We start from the raw sequence: 21,089 nt of genomic DNA, 5'->3' as shown, positions 1-21,089 counted from the left end.
CTCCCACAGTGTTTATGCAAGATTCGAGTTAGCGCCAACAAAAAAGGCCTCGCATCAGCGAGGCCTTTTATTTGGGCTTCATTCGTTTCAACTTTGCGGCCTCAATCCTTGAGAGAGTCCGAAGATGAACAGCAATAAATCATGATCGGGCTGAGTGGCCACGGATGCCTTGGCGACCCGTGGCAGTGGGCAATGCTCGCCACTCCCTGTACCAAGAACTTGCGTACGCGGCTGCTCCCAGGCAGCCACCGCAAGTGAAGCAACTGCCAAGGCTCCTACCAGAAACAAACCTCGCGCAACTTCGAGTTTCATTGCTATAAACCTTTGATAGCGCTGCCAAACGCCGTCCTATAAAAATAGACGAGTTTTTCCCACTCCGTCGGGCTGAATGACGAGTGGCGACGGAGCTGCTTCATGTCATGGGTTGCCGCTTGCCGGGCGCTCAAACGCTGCCGGCATTTCTCCAGATCAATCAAGGCGATCTCGACTTTTGCGGCCTCGCCCTCGCCGGTGACCCGAACGAACACATGCTTGATATAGAGGCAACTGTGCTGCCAACGACCCTTGTGCATGCGCGCCAGGTTTTCGGCCAACTCCTTCAGTACCCGGTCGTGCACGGCTTCACCGTGACGCTCACGAGCCCCACCGGCATACCAGTGTTCGAGTTCCTCGAAGCCATCCAGTGACTTGGTGACCAGCAATGCGCGCCATTTGTGCACCGGATCCCGTTGAGCACCGCAAAAAACAATGTCCGGGACACCAACACCCAGCAGACCGACACCGATGAGAGCGTCGCGCTCGCGCAACACCGTCGGCCGACCGAACGGGTGCAACAAACTACGGTAAGTGTGCCCGGTCTGGCGTTTGGCATAGAGCAGTTGGCCATCACTGCCCATGACACGCTCCACGCCACTTTCTCCTCCGCGACGGACGTTGGGCGCTTCCACCCATTCGCCACGCTGATTCCAGAAATAGTCGAAGCGGTCCTGGGAAACAACATCCGATCCTGCTGCACACTGCACTGCCATCCTGTTACCTCTTGCGTAATACGTAAACTCGCCACATGGCATAGAGCGGTAAAAAGTCCAGACGTTCCTGAATTCGGAAACCCGCCTCCTCAAATTCCTTTTCCACCGTAGCGGCCGGTAACACAAATCGATTTTGGTAACCGACTTGCCCACGCTTGCTTTCGAGACGCTTGCGTTTCCAGGCCTTGAAATTACCGTCCACCCACAGAGAGAGAATCACACTGTCACGGGAGACACGCTCGAATTCGCGCAAAATGGCCAGTCGATGCTCGGCTTCACCGATGTGATGGAGCAATCGCATGCAGAAAATGCTGTCGACGGCGTTATCAGGCAAGGCGATGTCGAATGCAGAAGTGTGCAAGGGTTGTACCCGTTTTACCACGCCGGTTGGTTGCGCCTGCATGGCAATCTTCAACATCGACTCGGAGTTGTCGGCTCCAATGATCACTCGGTTGGGCTTTTCCGCCAGCAATGGCCAGAAACGTCCTGCGCCACAGGGCAGATCAAGCACCAGGCCCGGCTCGCCGACCAGCGTCAGCGCCTTGCGCGCCAGTTGCTCGTCACGCCAATGGGACAGTTTGCGACTGACGCCGTCCTGATGTTTGAGCAGGTACTGTTGCGCGTGTTGATCGTCGTATTTTTCGGAAAAATCTAGTTTGATCGGGCCGGCCATCGTCAGGGTCTCCTGTACTTCTGATGGCGACCACCTTAGGCATCGCCATGTCAGCGTCAGGTCATGCCTTTGTGAAAAAATTGTCATGTAAAACCCTTAATCGTTTCGAGGTTTTACATGGCAATGCCGCTCATAAGGATAGTCCACTTCCAGCCCGTCAGCTCTCTTGCGGCGTATGCAGCTCCACTTGAAAACGACAGCCATTGGGCTCCATGTTGCTCAAGCTGACGCGCCACCCCTGGTTCTCACAGATTCGTTGCACCAGCGACAACCCCAAGCCCAGCCCTTCCCCGCGTTTCTCGTTACCTCGCACAAAAGGCTCGAACATCGCTTCGCGCTTCTCTTCGGGAATGCCGACACCGCTGTCCTCGACCACGAAGCCGCTGCCTGACAGGCTCAGGCGTATGTAGCCCTGCTCGGTGTAGTGCAGCGCGTTACGCAGCAGGTTACCCATGACCGCGTGCAGAAACGTCGCGTTGAAACGGATGCCATGTGGCTTGCCAGGCTCGAAAATCAGCTTCAGCCCTTTGGCCTCGATCGGTGCGCGCCATAGACCGATCAACCCGTCGGCCACTTCACCCAGGGTTTGCTGTGGCGACATGCCGGCGTCTTCGCGCTGAGCGCGGGCGAGCATCAGGAAGGTTTGCACCAGTTCGCGCATCTCTTCACTGGCACGGGCGATCCGCTCGACCTGAGCGCGACCACGCTGGTCGATCCCGGGGTTTTCCAAGAGCAGCTCGCAGGAGCTGGCAAGCACCATCAACGGTGTGCGCAACTCATGGCTGACGTCACTGGTGAATAACCGCTCCCGAGTCAATGCCTGGCGCAAGCGCCCGAGGGTCGCGTCGAAGGCCACCGCCAGTTCGCCCACCTCATCCGCAGCGTAATCCGGTGCCAGGGGCGGCGCCAAACCCAGTAACTGGTCACGATGACGCACCTGTCGGGCCAACCGTACAACCGGCGCCATGACCTTGCGCGCCAGAACCCATCCGAGGAAAACCGCCAGCGCCAGGCTGAGCACGAAGCCCACCAGCACCACGGCGAACAGTACGCGTTCACGTTCTTCGAAGTCGCTTTGATCCTGCAGCAATACGTAGCGCCGACCGTCGACGATTTCGACCATGGCGTGGTACGACAGCTGCTCGCGGAACACCTCGTGGAAACCCGAATCCAGGTGCCGCAAATCCTTGGGCAACTCGAAATCACCCGGTCCGCCACTGAAATAGAACAACTGGTCAGGTTCAGGGCGATGACTCCAGTCCGAGACGTTATCCATCAGCAACAGACGCTGCAGGTCTCCGCCAAGCCCGGCTGAAATCAGCTTTTCCTCCACCAGGTGCACGGTTGCCACGATGCCCATGGCAAAGGCGCCCGCCACCAGTGCGCTCATCAGTGCAAAGGCGATAATGATCCGTTGAGCAAGGCTCTGTTTAAACTCCATCACGCCCCTCGGCCAGGCGATAACCCACACCGTGCACGGTGTGCAGCAACGGTTTGGCGAACGGTTTGTCGATCACCTGGCGTAACTGATGGACGTGGCTGCGCAGGCTGTCACTGTCCGGGCAGTCATCGCCCCACAGCGCTTCTTCGAGAATTTCACGGCGCAATACGTGAGGACTTTTCTGCATCAGTACCGCCAGCAACTTCAGGCCAACCGGGTTGAGTTTGAGCAAGCGGCCTTCGCGGGTAACTTCCAGGGTGTCAAGGTCATAGTTCAGGTCGCCGACCTGCAGGGTACGGCGCCCACCTCCCTGAGTGCGGCGCATGACCGCTTCGACCCGCGCTGCCAGTTCAGACAGGGCAAAAGGTTTGATCAGGTAGTCGTCGGCACCGGACTTGAAGCCCTGCAGGCGGTCGTCCAGTTGATCGCGAGCGGTCAGCATGATCACCGGCGTATCACGGCGGGCATCTTCGCGCAGGCGTTTGCACAGGGTATAGCCGTCGATGCCGGGCAGCATGATGTCGAGCACGATCAAGTCGTAGTGCTCGGTGGCCGCCAGGTGCAAACCCGACAAACCGTCCTGCGCGCAATCCACGGTATAGCCTTTGAGCCCCAGGTAATCGGCCAGATTGGCCAGGATATCGCGGTTGTCTTCAACCAATAAAATTCGCATGGGCATCTTCTCCGTACACAGAAACGGCCGTCTTGGCCCGCGCAGCTTAAGGCCAAGTTTGGCTCACGGCTAGGAATTGTGTGCAGCTGCCAATCCCGTGAAATACCGGTCGGGGCCTTCACGATTTTTTCACTATCGGTTCACAGGCTGGCGACAGGCGCAGGCTCAAACTCCGCGCGGTTGCGCTCTTCAGTCACTTCACCGACCCAGGAACTGCCATGGTTTCGACCTCCGTCCCCCTCACCTCTCGCCCGCTCAACGTTTGGCTATGCCTGGGTGTTCCCGCCGTTACGGCAATCATTTTGGTCCTGCTCGAACTGACCTCGCTGGACATGGACCTTGCCAAACTGTTCTATGACCCGGCCGCGGGGGGCTTTATCGGGCGGCACAGCTACTTCCTGGAAACCATCCTGCATGACCGTGCCAAGCAAGTGGTCATTGCTTTCTCGGTGTTGGCCATCCTCGGTTTTGTCTGCTCGTTCTTCATCGCCAGGCTCAAGCCATTCAAGCGAGAGTTGGGCTGTCTCGTGCTATCGCTGGGTCTGGCGACTTCCTTTGTCACCCCCATGAAAGCGGTAACGGCGGTGCAGTGTCCGTGGAGCCTCGAACAGTTTGGCGGCCACGAAACCTACAGCGAATTGCTGAGCCCACGCCCGCCCACCGAAAAACCCGGCCGCTGCTGGCCCGGTGGCCATGCCGCGACCGGTTTCACTTTGTTCGCGCTTTTCTTCGTTTTGCGTGACCGTCGTCCACGATTGGCCCGAGCGGCGTTCGTCTTCGCCTTCGCCCTTGGTTCGGTGTTTTCCATCGGGCGGATGATGCAGGGGGCGCACTTTTTCTCCCACAACGTGTGGACGGCGGTGTTCTGCTGGTTGATTTGTCTGGGGGCTTATTACTGGATTTTGTATCGGCCGGCCTCCAAATTCGAAGCCGTGACGAAAGCACATCCGGTTAGCGCCTGAAACACAGATCAAAAATGTGAGAGCGAGCCTGCTCGCGAAGGCGAAGTGACATCCAACATCTTGGTTGAATGTTAAACAGCTTTCGCGAGCAGGCTCGCTCCCACAATGGATTGACTTCATTTCATACGGGCAATAAAAAACCCCGCCTGCTTTCGCAGGGCGGGGTTTTTAGTATCGGGGTAAGGCTGGCTTACATCATGCCGCCCATGCCGCCCATACCGCCCATGTCTGGCATACCGCCGCCAGCTGCACCTTCTTTCTTCGGTGCGTCAGCCACCGCTGCTTCGGTGGTCAGGATCAGACCGCCGATCGAGGCTGCAGCTTGCAGGGCCGAACGGGTTACCTTGGTTGGGTCCAGGATGCCCATTTCGATCATGTCGCCGTACTCGCCAGTTGCAGCGTTGTAGCCGAAGCTGCCTTCGCCGTTCTTGACCTTGTCGACCACAACGCTTGGCTCGTCGCCGGAGTTGGCAACGATCTGGCGCAGTGGCGCTTCTACAGCGCGACGCAGCACAGCGATACCCACGTTCTGATCAGCGTTGTCGCCTTTCAGTTCGGTCAGTGCTTCCAGAGCACGGATCAGGGCCACGCCACCGCCAGGCACCACGCCTTCTTCAACGGCTGCACGGGTAGCGTGCAGGGCGTCTTCAACGCGGGCTTTCTTCTCTTTCATTTCAACTTCGGAACCAGCGCCAACCTTGATCACTGCAACGCCGCCGGACAGCTTGGCCAGACGTTCTTGCAGTTTTTCACGGTCGTAGTCCGAGGAAGTTTCGGCAACCTGGGCGCGGATCTGAGCGATACGGCCTTCGATGTCGCCCTGAACGCCAGCACCGTCAACGATGATGGTGTTTTCCTTGGACAGGGTTACGCGCTTGGCGTTGCCCAGGTGCTCCAGGGTGGTGCTTTCCAGGCTCAGGCCGATCTCTTCGGAGATGACGGTACCGCCGGTCAGAACGGCGATGTCCTGCAGCATGGCCTTGCGACGGTCGCCGAAGCCCGGAGCCTTGACGGCTGCGACTTTGACGATGCCACGCATGTTGTTCACAACCAGAGTCGCCAGGGCTTCGCCTTCAACGTCTTCGGCCACGATCAGCAGCGGACGGCCGGCTTTGGCAACGGCTTCCAGCACTGGCAGCATTTCGCGGATGTTCGAGATCTTTTTGTCGACCAGCAGGATCAGCGGGCCGTCCAGCTCAGCGACCATGGTCTCTGGCTTGTTGACGAAGTACGGGGACAGGTAGCCACGGTCGAACTGCATGCCTTCAACAACCGACAGTTCGTTTTCCAGGCCCGAGCCTTCTTCAACAGTGATCACGCCTTCTTTACCGACTTTTTCCATGGCTTCGGCAATGATGTCGCCGATGGAGTTGTCGGAGTTGGCGGAGATGGTACCTACCTGAGCGATAGCCTTGGTGTCAGCGCATGGCTTGGACAGGGCCTTCAGCTCTTTGACGATAGCGATGGTCGCTTTGTCGATACCGCGCTTGAGGTCCATCGGGTTCATGCCGGCAGCGACGGCTTTCAGGCCTTCGTTGACGATCGATTGAGCCAGAACGGTAGCGGTGGTGGTGCCGTCGCCTGCGTCATCGTTGGCACGGGAGGCAACGTCTTTGACCAGCTGCGCGCCCATGTTCTCGAAACGGTCTTCCAGTTCGATTTCCTTGGCTACGGAAACGCCGTCCTTGGTGATGGTCGGAGCGCCGAAGCTCTTCTCGATGATCACGTTACGGCCTTTCGGGCCCAGGGTCGCTTTTACTGCGTCAGCCAGGACGTTGACACCGGTGAGCATTTTCTTGCGGGCGGAATCGCCGAATTTAACTTCTTTAGCAGCCATGATCGATATTCCTTAAATACTTTGAAGTAGCGGGAAAATGAGCGGGTAATCAGCCTTCGATAACAGCGAGGATTTCGTTCTCGCTCATTACCAGCAGGTCTTCGCCGTCGACTTTCACAGTGTTGCTGCCGGAGTAAGGACCGAACACAACCTTGTCGCCCACTTTTACGGACAGTGCACGCACTTCACCGTTTTCCAGTACGCGGCCGGTGCCGACAGCGAGGATCTCGCCGCTGTTGGCTTTTTCAGCAGCCGAACCTGGCAGGACGATACCGCCAGCGGTTTTCTTTTCTTCTTCGCTGCGACGGATGACGACGCGGTCATGCAGAGGACGAAGCTTCATTGTCGATCTCTCCTAATTGTGGTTTTCATCGGCCGGTGTAGTCCCGGCGGGTTTAACAAAGTCCGGCGGTGCCGGGTGCGGCTCGACAAGCGAGACGCGGAAGTCTGTCTGGCGTGATTGCCAGAAACCTTGCGGTGACCGTTACATAAGGGCGCATAAGCTTATTACAAGGGTGGGTATCGAAAATTTTTCATGTCGATGCCCCGCAAACGATCACGGCACCCGAAGGTGCCGTGTCGTTGTGACGTTACTTGGTATCGCGGTGTTCGAACTCACCTTCGATCACATTGGGTTCGCGGCCCAACGGCTCACGCGGCGAAGGACCGCCACGGGGCTGGAGGTCATCGGCGAACGCACGCTGGCGGATCGCTTGCTCCTCGGCACGCTGGCGCATTTTATTGGCCAACAGGCGACGGCTGACCGGCAGCAGCATGATCAGGCCGATCACATCGCTGATGAAACCCGGAAGGATCAACAGGCCACCAGCCAATGCCAGCATCAGGCCCTCGAGCATGGTCTGGGCGGGCAGTTCGCCGCGGTTCAGGCTTTCACGGGCACGCAATGCCGTCGCCAGGCCGGCGACCCGCAGCACGAACACACCGAACATCGAGCCAAGAATGATCAGCAGCAGGGCCGGGAAAAACCCGATAGCCCCTGCCACCTTGACGAATACGAACAGCTCCAACACCGGGAACAGCAGAAAGAGCAACAAAAAAGGGCGCATCAAATGGTTCCTCAACGCAAGAATGCCTTGCCAGTTCACCTTAGATGACGTCGCCGTTTCGTGAATTCAAGCGTCAGCCGCTTCATTTTTCGGCCATTGCTCGGCGTGGGCCAGATAAACCAAGGTCTCCCGGACTTGTGTCGGCGTATTACAAGGCGCTTGAAACGGCAACCAGTACAGGGTTTGACCCACTCGCAGGTGCATGCCTTCGCTGTCGATGCCGACCATCTGCGCCGGCGAGGTTTTCGGCAAGCCGGCCAGGTCGACGTAATGGGCAATGGCTTTGGCGTGATCGCTGTTCATGTGTTCGACCATGCTCACTTCGGCCTTCCCGGAAAAAGGATTGGCCAGGGTCAGTTCGTTGACCCAGTGAATCGCCCCGAAACCGCCGATGTAACGATGGCGCACCGGTTCAAGCACCCAAAAGTCGAAATCATGAGCCTTGTGATAGTTCTGCGAATCCGGGAAATAGCGGTAGTAACGCTCGGCGGCGGCTTCAATGGCGGCCTCGTCCTCAATCTGGTGCGCCTCAGCCAGGTAGGTCAAGCGACCGACTGCCTGCACGTCTTCGGCTCCACGTTCGCCGACGAACAGCGAACACTTCGGGTCTTTCTGCAAGTTGTGGGTGTGCTGGGCGATGCGGCTGATCAGGATCAGTGGCCGCCCCTGATCGTCCAGGCAGTAAGGAACCACGGAGCCGAACGGGAAACCGGGCATCGATTTGGAGTGCGTCGACAGCACTCCACGGTATTCCTTGAGAAGCAATTCTCGTGCATGCTTAGCCGCTTCAACGCTCAATTTATGACTCCTTATATAGAATCCGTCAGAAAAACGGACGGGCGACTGATGAAAGTCTCAGTACGCCATCGGGGCAGTTCTCATGTGCAGCCAGGCCACATCAGGCGCAGATCGAGAGGCTCTCTAAAAAGGAAACACTCAGATCTGACACCGGGGCATGCGAATGCAACTCACTGACAAAGTAATCATTATCACCGGCGGTTGCCAGGGTTTAGGTCGATCCATGGCCGAGTATTTCGCCGCCAAAGGCGCGAAGCTTGCGCTGGTGGATCTCAATCAGGAAAAGCTCGACGACGCCGTCGCGGCTTGCAAGGCCAAGGGTGTCGAAGCCCGCGCCTACCTGTGCAACGTGGCCAATGAAGAGCAAGTGACCCACATGGTTGCCCAGGTTGCCGAAGACTTCGGCGCGATCCATGGCTTGATCAACAACGCCGGCATCCTGCGCGACGGCTTGTTGCTCAAGGTCAAGGACGGCGAGATGACCAAGATGAGCCTGGCCCAGTGGCAGGCGGTCATCGACGTCAACCTGACCGGCGTGTTCCTGTGCACCCGTGAAGTCGCGGCAAAAATGATCGAGCTGAACAACAGCGGCACCATCATCAATATCTCGTCGATTTCCCGCGCCGGCAACGTCGGCCAGACCAACTACTCCGCCGCCAAGGCCGGTGTCGCCGCCGCGACCGTGACCTGGGCCAAGGAACTGGCGCGCTACGGCATTCGTGTGGCGGGTATTGCCCCGGGGTTCATCGAAACCGAGATGACGTTGGGCATGAAGCCTGAAGCGCTGGAGAAGATGACATCCGGGATTCCGCTCAAGCGCATGGGCAAGCCGGAAGAGATCGCCCATTCGGCGGCGTACATTTTCGAGAACGACTACTACACCGGCCGGATTCTGGAAATGGATGGCGGGTTGCGGATCTAAGCCCGACACAAAACCAATGTGGGAGCGAGCCTGCTCGCGAAGCGGTCGTGTCAGTCACCATCAATGGTGATTGATGCACCGCATTCGCGAGCAGGCTCGCTCCCACAGGGGATCAGCCTTTCAGCTAATCAATCGTCGCTGATGGTGATGTTCGGCATCGCCGGCGTCGCCGCTTCCTGCAACACGATCCGCGCACCGACATGGCGGGCCAGTTCCTGGTAAACCATCGCAATCTGGCTGTCTGGCTCTGCAATCACCGTTGGCTTGCCGCCATCGGCCTGTTCGCGGATGACCATCGACAGCGGCAACGAGGCCAGCAACTCGACGCCATACTGGTTGGCCAGCTTCACGCCACCGCCCTCACCGAACAGATGCTCGGCATGTCCGCAATTGGAGCAGATATGCACGGCCATGTTCTCCACGACGCCCAGCACCGGAATGTTGACCTTGCGGAACATTTCCACGCCCTTGCGCGCGTCCAGCAAGGCCAGGTCCTGCGGGGTGGTCACGATGACTGCACCGGCCACCGGTACTTTCTGCGCCAGGGTCAGCTGAATGTCGCCGGTGCCTGGCGGCATGTCGATGACCAGGTAGTCCAGATCGCCCCACGCAGTCTGGGTCACCAGTTGCAACAAGGCGCCTGAAACCATCGGACCGCGCCAGACCATCGGCGTGTTGTCGTCGGTGAGGAAGGCCATGGACATCACTTCCACGCCATGGGACTTGAGCGGGACGAACCACTTCTGGTCCTTGACCTCGGGACGGGTACGCTCCGGTATACCGAACATGATGCCCTGGCTCGGACCGTAGATGTCCGCATCGAGAATCCCGACCTTGGCGCCTTCGCGGGCCAGGGCCAACGCGAGGTTGGCGGCGGTGGTGGACTTGCCCACGCCACCCTTGCCGGAGGCCACGGCCACCACGTTCTTGACGTTGGCCAGGCCCGGAATCTGCGCCTGGGCCTTGTGTGCGGCAATCACACTGGTGATCTCGACACGGGCATTGGCCACGCCATCCAGCCCCTGGATGGCCATTTCCAGCATCTGCGACCAGCCGCTCTTGAACAGGCCGGCGGCATAGCCAAGTTCAAGCTGGACGCTGACGCGGTCGCCCTGAATGTCGATGCTGCGCACGCACCCGGCGCTGACCGGGTCCTGGTTCAGGTAAGGGTCGGTGTATTGGCGAAGGACGGCTTCCACCGCTGCGCGATTGACGGCGCTCATGGGCAACTCCGAAAACAGGACTTGGAAAAGATGACGAGTATCCTACGCGGGACACTCATTTGTGGCGAGGGAGCTTGCTCCCGCTCGACTGTATAGCAGTCGCTATTTGACCACCCCGGTTTGTCTGGCAGATCAGCATCGCCGGGTTTGGGGCGGCTTCGCCACCCCGCGGGAGCAAGCTCCCTCGCCCCAGGTTACAAAGACGATGCGTCCGGAAACAGGCTCACAGGGTGAAAAATATGCGCCGGCGCTTTATAGTGGCCGACCTCCGTTTCATCAAGTAGCCGAGCCCCATGTCCGAGCCACGCAAGATCCTCGTCACCAGCGCCCTGCCCTATGCCAATGGTTCGATTCACCTCGGCCATATGCTGGAATATATCCAGACCGATATGTGGGTGCGCTTCCAGAAGCACCGCGGTAATCAATGCATTTATGTCTGCGCCGACGACGCCCACGGTTCGGCGATCATGCTGCGCGCGGAAAAAGAAGGCATCACCCCGGAACAACTGATCGCCAACGTCCAGGCTGAACACAGCGCCGACTTTGCCGATTTCCTGGTGGACTTCGATAATTTCCACTCCACTCACGCTGAAGAAAACCGTGAGCTGTCGAGTCAGATCTACCTGAAACTGCGCGACGCCGGGCACATCGCCACGCGCTCGATCACGCAGTATTTCGACCCGGAAAAGAAAATGTTCCTGGCCGACCGCTTCATCAAGGGCACCTGCCCGAAATGCGGCACTGAAGACCAATACGGCGACAACTGCGAAAAATGCGGCGCGACCTACGCACCGACCGACCTGAAAGACCCGAAGTCGGCCATTTCCGGCGCGACACCGGTGCTCAAGGACTCCCAGCACTTCTTCTTCAAGTTGCCGGATTTCCAGGAAATGCTGCAAGCCTGGACCCGTAGCGGCACTCTGCAAGATGCCGTCGCCAACAAAATCGCCGAATGGCTGGATGCCGGCCTGCAACAGTGGGACATCTCCCGCGATGCGCCGTACTTCGGCTTTGAAATTCCCGATGAGCCAGGCAAATATTTCTACGTGTGGCTGGATGCGCCGATCGGCTACATGGCGAGCTTCAAGAATCTGTGCAACCGCACGCCGGAGCTGGACTTCGACGCGTTCTGGGGCAAGGACTCCACCGCCGAGCTGTACCACTTCATCGGCAAGGACATCGTCAACTTCCACGCCCTGTTCTGGCCAGCCATGCTCGAAGGCGCGGGCTACCGCAAGCCGACCGGTATCAACGTGCACGGCTACCTGACCGTCAACGGTCAGAAAATGTCCAAGTCCCGTGGCACCTTCATCAAGGCCCGGACCTATCTGGATCACTTGTCGCCGGAATACCTGCGCTACTACTACGCGGCCAAGCTGAGCCGTGGCGTCGACGACCTGGACCTGAACCTCGAAGACTTCGTACAGAAGGTCAATTCCGACCTGGTCGGCAAAGTCGTCAACATCGCCAGCCGTTGCGCCGGCTTCATCCACAAGGGCAATGCCGGGGTGATGGTCGACACCAACGCCGCGCCAGAGCTGACCGAAGCGTTCCTGGCCGCTGCCCCTGGCATCGCCGACGCCTATGAAGCCCGCGACTTTGCCCGCGCCATGCGCGAGATCATGGCCCTGGCCGACCGCGCCAACGCCTGGATCGCCGACAAGGCACCGTGGTCGCTCAACAAACAGGAAGGCAAGCAGGATGAAGTCCAGGCGATCTGCGCGACGGGCGTCAACCTCTTCCGCCAACTGGTGATCTTCCTCAAGCCTGTGCTGCCGCTGCTGGCCGCCGATGCCGAGGCGTTCCTGAACGTTGCGCCGCTGACCTGGAACGACCACCAAGCCTGGCTCGCCAACCATCAGTTGAACGAGTTCAAGCCGCTGATGACCCGCATCGACCCGGTCAAAGTGCAAGCCATGACCGACGCCTCGAAAGAAGACCTGACCGCCAGCCAGACCGACACCGGTTCAGCTGCACCTGCCGGCAATGGCGAACTGGCCAAGGATCCGCTGTCCCCGGAAATCGAGTTCGACACCTTTGCCGCGGTCGACCTGCGCGTCGCCCTGATCGTCAAGGCCGAACACGTGGAAGGCGCCGACAAGCTGTTGCGCCTGACCCTGGATCTCGGTGACGAGCAACGCAATGTGTTCTCCGGGATCAAGAGCGCTTATCCAGATCCGACCAAACTCAATGGTCGCCTGACCATGATGATCGCCAACCTCAAGCCGCGGAAAATGAAATTCGGCATCTCCGAGGGCATGGTGATGGCGGCCGGTCCTGGCGGTGAAGAAATCTACCTGCTGAGCCCTGACAGCGGCGCCAAGCCTGGTCAGCGGATCAAGTAAACTACGGCGGTAACCCGATCCCACAGTCGTGCCTGGCGCGCCTGTGGGATTTTCATGTCTGGCCCACCCTCGATCCTTGCCGGATAATGCCTAAGCTTTTTTAGACAGTAGCGTTGAAAAGCCCATATTTGTCGGCACGATCATGACCGAAACACTGCTTGCGCTTATCAGCACCGCCCTGATCAACAACGTCGTGTTGCACTGGCCGCTGGGTGTCGATCCGCTGTTGGCCAGCGAACGCCGGCAGGTCCATGCCCTGGGCATCGCGACGACCTGCCTGATGCTGATCGTCGGCGTGCTCGGATACACGCTCTATCATTGGCTGCTGATCCCGCTGGAATTGACGTCGCTGCGACTGTTCGTCTTCCTGCCGCTGAGCGTGCTGCTGATCGGCCCACTGCTGATGGGGCTGTCCCGGGCATTCTCGACGCTGTCGTTTGAAGGGCTCTGGCCGCTGTTGCTGGGTAACGCCAGCGTGCTCGGTGTGGCGCTTCTCAACATCCAGAATGACAAAGGATTGCTGGCTGCCACCGCCGTGAGTCTGGGTGCTGGGCTGGGATTCTGGCTGGTGCTGAGTCTGTTCAACGACCTGCGCCAACGTACACTCGACAATGATGTACCCCTGCCCTTTCGTGGCCTGCCGATCGACCTGATCGGCGCCGGCCTGATCGCAGTGGCCTTTCTCGGATTCAGTGGACTGATCAAAACATGAGTCTGATTCAACGCATCGACGCCCTCTTGCCGCAGACCCAATGCGGCAAGTGCGGTCATCCTGGATGCAAGCCTTACGCTGAAGGCATCGCCAACGGCGAGCCCATCAACAAGTGCCCGCCGGGCGGCAACGAAACCATCAACGCCCTGGCAGAACTGCTGAATGTGCCGGTTCTGGAACTGGATGCCAGCCGTGGTTCGGCTCCGGCGCAGATCGCTTACATCCGCGAAGCAGAATGCATCGGATGCACCAAATGCATTCAGGCCTGCCCGGTCGACGCCATCGTCGGCGCTGCCAAGCTGATGCACACCGTGATCATCGATGAATGCACCGGTTGCGACCTCTGCGTGGCACCTTGCCCTGTGGACTGCATCGAAATGCACCCGCTGCCGATGGACAGGGTGCTGCCGATTGTCGGCGGCCTGGCATTCAGCCTGGACGATCAAAAGGCCCGCGCCGCCAAACGCAATCACGCACGGCGCCGTTTCGAGCAACGCAACGCTCGTTTGCAGCGCGAAGAGCAGCAAAAAGTCGCTGAACGCCAGGCCCGTGCGCTACGCGCTGCCCAGCCCAGCGAAGTGACGCTCGACCCGGTACAGGCCGCTCTTGAACGCGTCCGCGCACAGAAAGCTGCCAATGCCGATGCCGCACTGAAAAAAGCCAAGGTCGACCTGGCGATGAGCCGGGCGCAGCTGACCAAGTCGCTCAAGGCCTTTGGCCATCCACCGACCTTCGAACAGCAGTCGCAGTTGATCGTTCTGCAACAACAGTTTGAAGCCGCCGAGCAGACCTTGGCGCAGATGGAGAGCGTGGCAACCCCAGCCCCGGCGCCCGCCACTGTTCCGGTGAAGAATGCCGACTTGAATCGGGCGAAGATTCAGCTGGCCATGCGCCGCGCCGAACTGAAGAAGGCTCAAACCAGCCAGGCCCCTATTGAACAGATTGAAGCCTTGGAGCGTGCACTCAGCGAAGCCGAGCGCCAGGTGGATGCCTATGCCATCCCCTGAATCGGTTGATGTACGCCTGCAGCAGGCCATGAAACTGGTTCTACTGGCTACGCTGCCAGGGATGTTGGCGCTGTTCTGGTTTTACGGCTGGGGAGTGTTGATCAACGTGTTGTTGGCAGGCACGACAGCGTTGGCCGTTGAAGCGGCGGTGCTGCAATTGCGCAAGCGTCCCCTCAAGCCGACCCTGAGCGACGGTAGCGCCCTTGTCAGTGCCACCCTGCTCGCCCTGGCCCTGCCGCCCTATTGCCCGTGGTGGCTGACAGTCAGTGCTGCCGCGTTTGCCATGTTGTTCGGCAAGCACTTGTATGGCGGTGTCGGCAGCAATCCATTCAATCCGGCGATGCTCGGTTTCGCTCTGGTGATGGTCGCGTTTCCACAACAGATGACCCACTGGCCAGCCTCACACGGCATGGATCTGTCGGGTGGTGTGCAGCAGGTATTCGGTTTCGGTCAGACCCCGGATGCCTGGGTCCGGGCCACGGCACTGGACAGCCTGCGGATCAATAAAAGCCTGACCATGGACGAACTGTTCTCGAGCAATCAAGCGTTCGGTCGCTTTGGCGGTCACGGCGTGGAATGGGTGAACCTGGCCTTTCTCGCGGGCGGCGCGTTTCTGCTGCAGCGGCGAGTATTCAGCTGGCATGCACCGGTCGGGATGCTCGCCAGCCTGTTCATCATCAGCCTGTTGTGCTGGAACGGTTCGGGCTCGGACTCCCATGGTTCACCGCTGTTTCATCTGCTCACTGGCGCCAGCATGCTGGGCGCATTTTTCATCGTGACAGAACCGGTGTCCGGCGCCAGAAGCCCTGGCGCACGGCTGCTGTTCGGCATCGGCGTCGGGCTGCTGACGTATCTGATTCGGACGTGGGGCGGTTATCCGGATGGCGTGGCCTTTGCCGTGCTGTTGATGAACCTCTGTGTGCCGGCGCTCGAACGGCTTGTCACCGCCAGGCAAGCGCGAGTTGCACCATGAGCCGGGTGTCGAGCATGGCTATCCTGGCGTTACTGGCCACCCTCGGGATCGGCCTGACCTGGCTCGTGCAGCACAGCAGTGCACCACGGATTGCGGCTGAGCAGCGCCTGATCGACAGTCGCAACTTGCTGGATTTGCTACCGCCTGACAGCTACGACAATCAACCGCTGGAACAACCGCTCACGCTCGAAAGCACGGCGCTGGCTAATAGCACGCTGCTGGCGGGTTACCGGGCGACCAAGTCCGGGCAGGCTTATGCCGTGCTGCTGCGCAGCCAGACCCTGGGCTATGCGAGCACCATCGACTTGCTGATCGCCATTGACCTCAACGGCAGGCTGATTGGCGTCAAGACCCTCAAACAAGCGGAAACTCCGGGACTGGGTGCCCGAATAGCCGACTGGCCCAATGACTGGCTGCGAATGTTTGCCGGAAAATCCCGAACCGATCCGCTCGACCAGGGCTGGGCCTTGAAAAAGGACCAGGGACAATTCGACCAGATTGCGGGCGCGACCATCACGTCAAGAGCGGTGATCAACGCCACCCACGACGCATTGCGCTACTTCGATGAACACCGGCAACCACTGCTCGGGAACCCCTCCCATGAGTAAATCAACGCTGCTGCAAAACTCATTGATGCTCCCGCCACTGATAGGCGCCACCGACTCACTGGTCAGCGCCCTGGGCCTGTGGTTGATGTTTGTCGTGGTGACCTGTGTTTTTGGCCTGAGCCTGAATGCATTGCGCTCGCGCTTGCTTCCCGCAACGCATTTGCTGGCAAGCGTGCTGCTCGCCGCGACGCTGACCAGCTGTGCGGAGCTCGGCATGCAAGTCTGGTCGCTGCAATGGCATCAACACATGGGGATTTATGCCGCGTTGATCGCCTTGCAATGCGTCGTACTGGACCAGACAAGGTTCTTCCAGAGCGCATGGCGGGATCGTCTGCACCTTTGCGGCCTTTTCGGCGCATTGATGGTGGGCCTGGGCCTGCTGCGCGAACTCATGGGCAACGGGACAATCGGAAGTCATCTACCGTGGCTGGCTGCTGCGACGCACGCGGATTGGCAAGGCTGGGTGCTGACCGCCGACGGAGGTTTGCGTCTGGCCACGCTGGGCCCCGGCGGATTCATTCTGCTGGGATTGCTGATCGCCGCCTGGCAAGCCTGGCACCGCCCAACATCTTCACACTGACAGTTTTCGAGGAAATGCACTGCCTATGAATGCCGCAAAACGTCTGGAAATTTTCCGCAGGCTGCACGAAGACAACCCGGAACCCAAGACCGAACTGGCCTATTCCTCGCCGTTTGAATTGCTGATTGCAGTCATTCTTTCGGCGCAATCGACCGATGTCGGCGTCAACAAGGCCACAGCGAAACTGTTCCCGGTAGCCAATACCCCAGCGGCGATTTATGCCTTGGGCGTCGAGGGGTTGTCGGAATACATCAAGACCATCGGCCTGTTCAACAGCAAAGCAAAAAACGTGATCGAGACCTGCCGCTTGCTGGTGGAGCGTCATGCAGGCGAAGTGCCGCAGACCCGCGAGGAATTAGAAGCTCTGCCCGGCGTGGGTCGTAAAACCGCCAACGTGGTCCTCAACACTGCATTCCGTCAGCTGACAATGGCCGTGGACACCCATATTTTTCGGGTCAGCAATCGCACCGGCATTGCACCAGGCAAGAATGTGGTCGAGGTTGAGAAAAAGCTGATGAAATTCGTGCCCAAGGAGTATCTGCTCGATTCCCACCACTGGTTGATCCTTCATGGACGCTATGTTTGCCTGGCCCGCAAGCCCCGCTGCGGCAGTTGCCGAATAGAAGACTTGTGCGAATACAAGCACAAGACCTCGGACGATTGAGCCACTATTGGATTTATTGATTTATCGATTGAAAAAATCTTTTTTACCCGCCGGGAGATTGTCGATATAAGGGGCCCCAAAGGCAGTCTTAGCCTGGAGTAACTAAATGAGCACTGGCAAAGAGCAACTGGATGTAGAAGACGACTTCACCCCCATTGAGGCTGATGATGCCGAACCTGTGGTTGAAGTAGCGAAGACCAACCTGAGCAAACGCCGTACCATCGACAATCTGCTGGAGGAGCGCCGACTGCAAAAGCAATTGGCTGATTACGACTTTGACTTATGACATCTGAAAGCCTCCCGAAACGGAGGCTTTTTACTTTGTGCCGAACCGCGATAGATGCCCGTTCATCGCGTATCGCCAGCCTATGGACAATCACACTAACCCGTTGCGCTGAGCCAGTTCGATCAGGTCGACCAGGGAGCGCGCATTCAGTTTCAGCAACAAACGCGTCTTGTAAGTACTGACGGTCTTGTTGCTGAGAAACATTCCATCGGCAATTTCCTTGTTGGTCTTGCCTCTGGCCAATTGCTGCAAGACCATCATTTCCCGCCCCGACAGACGATCCACCATATCGGCTTCACTGGCGTTCCCCAGGCTGGCACGCACAGTATGCAAGGCTTGATTGGGAAAATAGCTATAACCGGACAAAACCGCCTTGATTGCACTGAGCAACTCGGTGAGATCCTGTTGCTTACAGACATACCCGGCAGCCCCCGACTGCATGCAACGCATGGAGAAATGCCCGGGCGCCTGGGAAGTCAATATCAGTACTTTCATGGGCATTGCGGCCGATGCAAGTCGCGCAATAACTTCCAGCCCGTCCAGTTTCGGAATCCCGATATCCAGAATGACAATATCCGGCATATGTTCGCGGGCAAGTTGCAATGCATCCACGCCATTATCTGTCTCCGCAACAACTTCGTAGCCATGACGCTCCATTAGCATACGTACCGCGAGACGAATGACGGGGTGATCATCCACGATCAGCACTTTATTCATGGGCAAGTCCAATTTTCGCTGTTCGAATTTTTAGAGCCAGCACAATAGCCTAGTCGTTTCGCCCATGGCATGCCGCCCCCCCCAGCGACCTGCAGCGAGAGACATTCCCTACGAGAATCGCGGATTAATCCTACAAAACACCCTCGAACAGAACGCTATGAAAACGGTATCCAGAGGTGTGCATTTCGGTTTTCGCCATTATTTTGTATCCCGCCGAAACTAAAAACAAAAGCTAACACCTTGAAAAAATCAACTTCGTGAAACATCCACCTTAAATATTACCAACACTTACTATAAAACATTAATACCAGAAACATCACACACCGAGCACCCACTTACTCCTACAGCAAAAAGCCATACACGAACAATCATTAACAACAAGAAACCTGAAAAACCAAATAACGAACAACTCAAACAAAAAAACAAACTCATCCGCACCAAACAATACACGCACTCAAACTGCATGAATGACGTAACATAAACCTCAACAACAGTCACCTTCAATCAAACGAGCAAAGATAAAACACAATGAGTAATAAACATGATGAAACTCAAAAAAAGAATCACCAACCCCATGACAATCATTGCGATATTCGCAACACTATCTGAAACATCGGCAGCGGTCTCACTTCCCTTTCTGGACAACCGGGATCGAGAAATTTATGTCTGGTTCCTGATCAGCTTTCCGTTTTACTTACTGTTTTTGTTCTTCGCCACACTCAATTTCAATTACCGATCGCTTTACTCGCCTTCGGACTTTGAAAAGGATGAACACTTCCTGAAAGCCATGGACAATATTGACCCACAGGAGAACAACGCTTCAGTGGACGACTCGCGGCCCGCATCCTCCCCCGGAAATGCCCAGGCTCCACCAGACAAAAACGATTCACGACACCTGCACTCGGATCAGCATCACATTCACTTACCCGAACTGATGAAGGATCTGCACATCGTCGATGCACGCCGGATGAAAAATAAAACGGAGTTCAGCACTTTGCTGGAGAAAATACCCATGACACAGGAGCAACAGGTGATTCTGTTCCTCACGGGGGAGAAATCGGACAACCAACTGAAAGGACGGGTACTCAAGTACTCCAAACAGACAAGAAAACGCGGTAGCGCCAACTTCTGTGTGGCTTACAACTTGAGTTCACATGGGGTGACGGTCATGAATCAGGGCGACCCACTGACAGACATTCGGCAGTGAGGCAGGTCCTATCCGTGATACGCAGACGGGAAACTATCAAGCAGGTGAGACGTAAATCGCAGTATCGGCAAAAAAACCCTTTTCAGATATGTGGCCCCGTCAAAGACGAGGCCACATATCCATTACAGGCTCAAAGCGATCAGAACAGCTTGCGGCCTTTGTTGGCGGCAATGCGCATGCGCAAAGCATTGAGTTTGATGAAGCCCGCCGCATCGGCCTGGTTGTAGGCGCCGCCATCTTCCTCGAAGGTCGCGATATTGGCGTCGAACAGCGAATCATCGGACTTGCGACCAGTGACGATTACGTTGCCCTTGTACAGTTTCAGGCGTACGACGCCGTTCACGTTGACCTGGGAAGCATCGATCATCTGTTGCAGCATCAGACGCTCAGGACTCCACCAGTAGCCGGTATAGATCAGGCTGGCGTACTTCGGCATCAACTCGTCTTTGAGGTGAGCCACTTCGCGGTCCAGGGTGATCGATTCGATGGCGCGGTGAGCGCGCAGCATGATGGTGCCGCCCGGGGTTTCGTAGCAGCCACGGGACTTCATGCCCACATAACGGTTCTCGACGATGTCCAGACGACCGATACCGTGTTCGCCACCGATACGGTTCAGGGTCGCGAGCACGGTAGCCGGGGTCATTTCAACGCCGTCCAGCGCCACGATGTCGCCGTTGCGATAGGTCAGTTCCAGGTACTGCGGCTTGTCGGGAGCGTTCTCCGGGGAGACGGTCCAGCGCCACATGTCTTCTTCGTGCTCGGTCCAGGTGTCTTCCAGCACGCCGCCTTCATAGGAGATGTGCAGCAGGTTGGCATCCATCGAGTACGGGGATTTTTTCTTGCCGTGACGCTCGATCGGGATCGCGTGCTTTTCAGCGTAATCCATCAGTTTTTCACGGGACAACAGGTCCCATTCGCGCCACGGGGCAATCACTTTCACGCCTGGCTTCAAGGCGTAGGCGCCCAGTTCGAAACGAACCTGGTCGTTACCCTTGCCAGTGGCGCCGTGGGAAATGGCGTCAGCGCCGGTTTCGTTGGCGATTTCGATCAGGCGTTTGGCGATCAATGGACGAGCGATGGAAGTACCCAGCAGGTACTCGCCTTCGTAAACGGTATTGGCGCGGAACATCGGGAACACGAAATCGCGCACGAATTCTTCGCGCAAGTCGTCGATGTAGATTTCTTTCACGCCCATGGCCTGAGCCTTGGCGCGCGCAGGTTCGACCTCTTCGCCCTGACCCAGGTCAGCGGTGAAGGTCACCACTTCACAGTTATAAGTATCCTGCAGCCACTTGAGGATCACCGAAGTGTCCAGGCCGCCGGAATACGCCAGAACGACCTTGTTTACGTCCGCCATGCCATCACT

23 protein-coding genes are annotated in these 21,089 nt (G+C 57.9%); 11 read left to right on the top strand and 12 right to left on the bottom strand.

The features are described from left to right. Positions 1-87: 87 nt before the first annotated feature. From HNQ83_RS15920 to colR, 5 genes are all read right to left on the bottom strand, one after another. Complete coding sequence (locus tag HNQ83_RS15920) at positions 88-312, bottom strand: hypothetical protein (protein WP_175389844.1); 225 nt, start codon at positions 310-312, stop codon at positions 88-90. Between the two features lie 2 nt (positions 313-314). Then, complete coding sequence (locus tag HNQ83_RS15915; RefSeq protein WP_175389843.1) at positions 315-1,028, bottom strand: lipopolysaccharide kinase InaA family protein; 714 nt, start codon at positions 1,026-1,028, stop codon at positions 315-317. Between the two features lie 4 nt (positions 1,029-1,032). Next, on the bottom strand, positions 1,033-1,701 hold the full coding sequence (locus HNQ83_RS15910) for a class I SAM-dependent methyltransferase (RefSeq protein WP_175389842.1): 669 nt from the start codon (positions 1,699-1,701) through the stop codon (positions 1,033-1,035). A 157-nt stretch (positions 1,702-1,858) separates the two neighbouring features. Then, positions 1,859-3,142 carry a HAMP domain-containing sensor histidine kinase gene (locus tag HNQ83_RS15905; RefSeq protein WP_175389841.1) on the bottom strand — a complete coding sequence of 428 codons (1,284 nt, stop codon included), beginning with the start codon at positions 3,140-3,142 and terminating at the stop codon, positions 1,859-1,861. Then, a complete protein-coding gene (gene colR, locus HNQ83_RS15900; RefSeq protein ID WP_175389840.1) occupies positions 3,132-3,815 on the bottom strand; it encodes a two-component system response regulator ColR in 684 nt (227 codons plus the stop codon). Before colR ends, HNQ83_RS15905 begins: the two co-directional genes overlap by 11 nt. A 218-nt stretch (positions 3,816-4,033) precedes the next feature. On the opposite strand from colR, the gene HNQ83_RS15895 reads away from it, so the two are divergent. Next, positions 4,034-4,777 (top strand): phosphatase PAP2 family protein, encoded by a 744-nt coding sequence (locus HNQ83_RS15895; RefSeq protein ID WP_175389839.1) that lies wholly within the window; start codon positions 4,034-4,036, stop codon positions 4,775-4,777. 190 nt (positions 4,778-4,967) lie between these two features. On the opposite strand, the gene groL is transcribed toward HNQ83_RS15895, so the two are convergent. From groL to HNQ83_RS15875, 4 genes are all read right to left on the bottom strand, one after another. Then, a complete protein-coding gene (gene groL, locus HNQ83_RS15890) occupies positions 4,968-6,614 on the bottom strand; it encodes a chaperonin GroEL (RefSeq protein WP_175389838.1) in 1,647 nt (548 codons plus the stop codon). Positions 6,615-6,663: 49 nt separating this feature from the next. Beyond that, positions 6,664-6,957 (bottom strand): co-chaperone GroES, encoded by a 294-nt coding sequence (locus HNQ83_RS15885; RefSeq protein WP_007985847.1) that lies wholly within the window; start codon positions 6,955-6,957, stop codon positions 6,664-6,666. Between the two features lie 247 nt (positions 6,958-7,204). Beyond that, positions 7,205-7,681 (bottom strand): FxsA family protein, encoded by a 477-nt coding sequence (locus HNQ83_RS15880; RefSeq protein WP_175389837.1) that lies wholly within the window; start codon positions 7,679-7,681, stop codon positions 7,205-7,207. 66 nt (positions 7,682-7,747) lie between these two features. Beyond that, positions 7,748-8,479: a HugZ family protein gene (locus HNQ83_RS15875; protein ID WP_175389836.1), complete on the bottom strand. Its 732-nt coding sequence runs from the start codon at positions 8,477-8,479 to the stop codon at positions 7,748-7,750. Between the two features lie 163 nt (positions 8,480-8,642). Between HNQ83_RS15875 and HNQ83_RS15870 the strand changes: the two genes are divergently transcribed. Beyond that, positions 8,643-9,401, top strand: a complete 759-nt coding sequence (locus HNQ83_RS15870; RefSeq protein WP_175389835.1) for an SDR family oxidoreductase — start codon at positions 8,643-8,645, stop codon at positions 9,399-9,401. 128 nt (positions 9,402-9,529) lie between these two features. Here HNQ83_RS15870 and apbC read toward each other — a convergent pair whose 3' ends face one another. Continuing rightward, entirely contained in the window at positions 9,530-10,624 is a 1,095-nt protein-coding gene (gene apbC / locus HNQ83_RS15865; RefSeq protein ID WP_175389834.1) for an iron-sulfur cluster carrier protein ApbC, read from the bottom strand. Between the two features lie 293 nt (positions 10,625-10,917). On the opposite strand from apbC, the gene metG reads away from it, so the two are divergent. From metG to HNQ83_RS15825, 8 genes are all read left to right on the top strand, one after another. Then, entirely contained in the window at positions 10,918-12,969 is a 2,052-nt protein-coding gene (gene metG / locus HNQ83_RS15860) for a methionine--tRNA ligase (protein ID WP_175389833.1), read from the top strand. Positions 12,970-13,111: 142 nt separating this feature from the next. Beyond that, a complete protein-coding gene (locus HNQ83_RS15855) occupies positions 13,112-13,681 on the top strand; it encodes an electron transport complex protein RnfA (RefSeq protein WP_175389832.1) in 570 nt (189 codons plus the stop codon). Continuing rightward, the gene (gene rsxB / locus HNQ83_RS15850) at positions 13,678-14,688 is read left to right on the top strand and encodes an electron transport complex subunit RsxB (RefSeq protein WP_175389831.1); all 1,011 of its coding nucleotides are present in this window, start codon (positions 13,678-13,680) and stop codon (positions 14,686-14,688) included. The genes HNQ83_RS15855 and rsxB overlap by 4 nt, the downstream gene beginning before the upstream one ends. Further along, the gene (locus tag HNQ83_RS15845; protein WP_175389830.1) at positions 14,675-15,661 is read left to right on the top strand and encodes an RnfABCDGE type electron transport complex subunit D; all 987 of its coding nucleotides are present in this window, start codon (positions 14,675-14,677) and stop codon (positions 15,659-15,661) included. Before rsxB ends, HNQ83_RS15845 begins: the two co-directional genes overlap by 14 nt. Next, positions 15,658-16,269: an RnfABCDGE type electron transport complex subunit G gene (locus tag HNQ83_RS15840; protein ID WP_175389829.1), complete on the top strand. Its 612-nt coding sequence runs from the start codon at positions 15,658-15,660 to the stop codon at positions 16,267-16,269. Before HNQ83_RS15845 ends, HNQ83_RS15840 begins: the two co-directional genes overlap by 4 nt. Beyond that, the gene (locus HNQ83_RS15835; RefSeq protein ID WP_175389828.1) at positions 16,262-16,849 is read left to right on the top strand and encodes an Rnf-Nqr domain containing protein; all 588 of its coding nucleotides are present in this window, start codon (positions 16,262-16,264) and stop codon (positions 16,847-16,849) included. Before HNQ83_RS15840 ends, HNQ83_RS15835 begins: the two co-directional genes overlap by 8 nt. 25 nt (positions 16,850-16,874) lie before the next feature. Further along, a complete protein-coding gene (gene nth, locus HNQ83_RS15830) occupies positions 16,875-17,513 on the top strand; it encodes an endonuclease III (RefSeq protein WP_175389827.1) in 639 nt (212 codons plus the stop codon). Between the two features lie 106 nt (positions 17,514-17,619). Next, entirely contained in the window at positions 17,620-17,799 is a 180-nt protein-coding gene (locus tag HNQ83_RS15825) for a PA3496 family putative envelope integrity protein (protein WP_047532681.1), read from the top strand. 90 nt (positions 17,800-17,889) lie between these two features. Here the strand turns inward: HNQ83_RS15825 and HNQ83_RS15820 are convergent, their stop codons facing one another. After that, a complete protein-coding gene (locus HNQ83_RS15820) occupies positions 17,890-18,516 on the bottom strand; it encodes a response regulator transcription factor (protein WP_095193082.1) in 627 nt (208 codons plus the stop codon). A 541-nt stretch (positions 18,517-19,057) separates the two neighbouring features. Here HNQ83_RS15820 and HNQ83_RS15815 point away from each other — a divergent pair. Continuing rightward, the gene (locus HNQ83_RS15815; protein WP_175389826.1) at positions 19,058-19,723 is read left to right on the top strand and encodes a hypothetical protein; all 666 of its coding nucleotides are present in this window, start codon (positions 19,058-19,060) and stop codon (positions 19,721-19,723) included. 139 nt (positions 19,724-19,862) lie between these two features. Here HNQ83_RS15815 and HNQ83_RS15810 read toward each other — a convergent pair whose 3' ends face one another. Next, the gene (locus HNQ83_RS15810) at positions 19,863-21,080 is read right to left on the bottom strand and encodes an argininosuccinate synthase (protein ID WP_093226480.1); all 1,218 of its coding nucleotides are present in this window, start codon (positions 21,078-21,080) and stop codon (positions 19,863-19,865) included. Positions 21,081-21,089 lie beyond the last annotated feature (9 nt).

The organism is Pseudomonas sp. C2B4 (genome assembly GCF_013359695.1).
GTDB lineage: Bacteria > Pseudomonadota > Gammaproteobacteria > Pseudomonadales > Pseudomonadaceae > Aquipseudomonas.
The sequence above is the reverse complement of the archived record's forward strand: the minus strand, read 5'-3'. Positions and strand labels throughout refer to the sequence as shown.

Bases quoted from the DNA above. Each gene is read 5' to 3' on its own strand.
- HNQ83_RS15920 (WP_175389844.1), bottom strand. From the start codon at position 312: ATGAAACTCGAAGTTGCGCGAGGTTTGTTTCTGGTAGGAGCCTTGGCA.
- HNQ83_RS15915 (WP_175389843.1), bottom strand. From the start codon at position 1,028: ATGGCAGTGCAGTGTGCAGCAGGATCGGATGTTGTTTCCCAGGACCGC.
- HNQ83_RS15910 (WP_175389842.1), bottom strand. From the start codon at position 1,701: ATGGCCGGCCCGATCAAACTAGATTTTTCCGAAAAATACGACGATCAA.
- HNQ83_RS15905 (WP_175389841.1), bottom strand. From the start codon at position 3,142: ATGGAGTTTAAACAGAGCCTTGCTCAACGGATCATTATCGCCTTTGCA.
- colR (WP_175389840.1), bottom strand. From the start codon at position 3,815: ATGCGAATTTTATTGGTTGAAGACAACCGCGATATCCTGGCCAATCTG.
- HNQ83_RS15895 (WP_175389839.1), top strand. From the start codon at position 4,034: ATGGTTTCGACCTCCGTCCCCCTCACCTCTCGCCCGCTCAACGTTTGG.
- groL (WP_175389838.1), bottom strand. From the start codon at position 6,614: ATGGCTGCTAAAGAAGTTAAATTCGGCGATTCCGCCCGCAAGAAAATG.
- HNQ83_RS15885 (WP_007985847.1), bottom strand. From the start codon at position 6,957: ATGAAGCTTCGTCCTCTGCATGACCGCGTCGTCATCCGTCGCAGCGAA.
- HNQ83_RS15880 (WP_175389837.1), bottom strand. From the start codon at position 7,681: ATGCGCCCTTTTTTGTTGCTCTTTCTGCTGTTCCCGGTGTTGGAGCTG.
- HNQ83_RS15870 (WP_175389835.1), top strand. From the start codon at position 8,643: ATGCAACTCACTGACAAAGTAATCATTATCACCGGCGGTTGCCAGGGT.
- apbC (WP_175389834.1), bottom strand. From the start codon at position 10,624: ATGAGCGCCGTCAATCGCGCAGCGGTGGAAGCCGTCCTTCGCCAATAC.
- metG (WP_175389833.1), top strand. From the start codon at position 10,918: ATGTCCGAGCCACGCAAGATCCTCGTCACCAGCGCCCTGCCCTATGCC.
- HNQ83_RS15855 (WP_175389832.1), top strand. From the start codon at position 13,112: ATGACCGAAACACTGCTTGCGCTTATCAGCACCGCCCTGATCAACAAC.
- rsxB (WP_175389831.1), top strand. From the start codon at position 13,678: ATGAGTCTGATTCAACGCATCGACGCCCTCTTGCCGCAGACCCAATGC.
- HNQ83_RS15845 (WP_175389830.1), top strand. From the start codon at position 14,675: ATGCCATCCCCTGAATCGGTTGATGTACGCCTGCAGCAGGCCATGAAA.
- HNQ83_RS15840 (WP_175389829.1), top strand. From the start codon at position 15,658: ATGAGCCGGGTGTCGAGCATGGCTATCCTGGCGTTACTGGCCACCCTC.
- HNQ83_RS15835 (WP_175389828.1), top strand. From the start codon at position 16,262: ATGAGTAAATCAACGCTGCTGCAAAACTCATTGATGCTCCCGCCACTG.
- nth (WP_175389827.1), top strand. From the start codon at position 16,875: ATGAATGCCGCAAAACGTCTGGAAATTTTCCGCAGGCTGCACGAAGAC.
- HNQ83_RS15825 (WP_047532681.1), top strand. From the start codon at position 17,620: ATGAGCACTGGCAAAGAGCAACTGGATGTAGAAGACGACTTCACCCCC.
- HNQ83_RS15820 (WP_095193082.1), bottom strand. From the start codon at position 18,516: ATGAATAAAGTGCTGATCGTGGATGATCACCCCGTCATTCGTCTCGCG.
- HNQ83_RS15815 (WP_175389826.1), top strand. From the start codon at position 19,058: ATGATGAAACTCAAAAAAAGAATCACCAACCCCATGACAATCATTGCG.
- HNQ83_RS15810 (WP_093226480.1), bottom strand. From the start codon at position 21,080: ATGGCGGACGTAAACAAGGTCGTTCTGGCGTATTCCGGCGGCCTGGAC.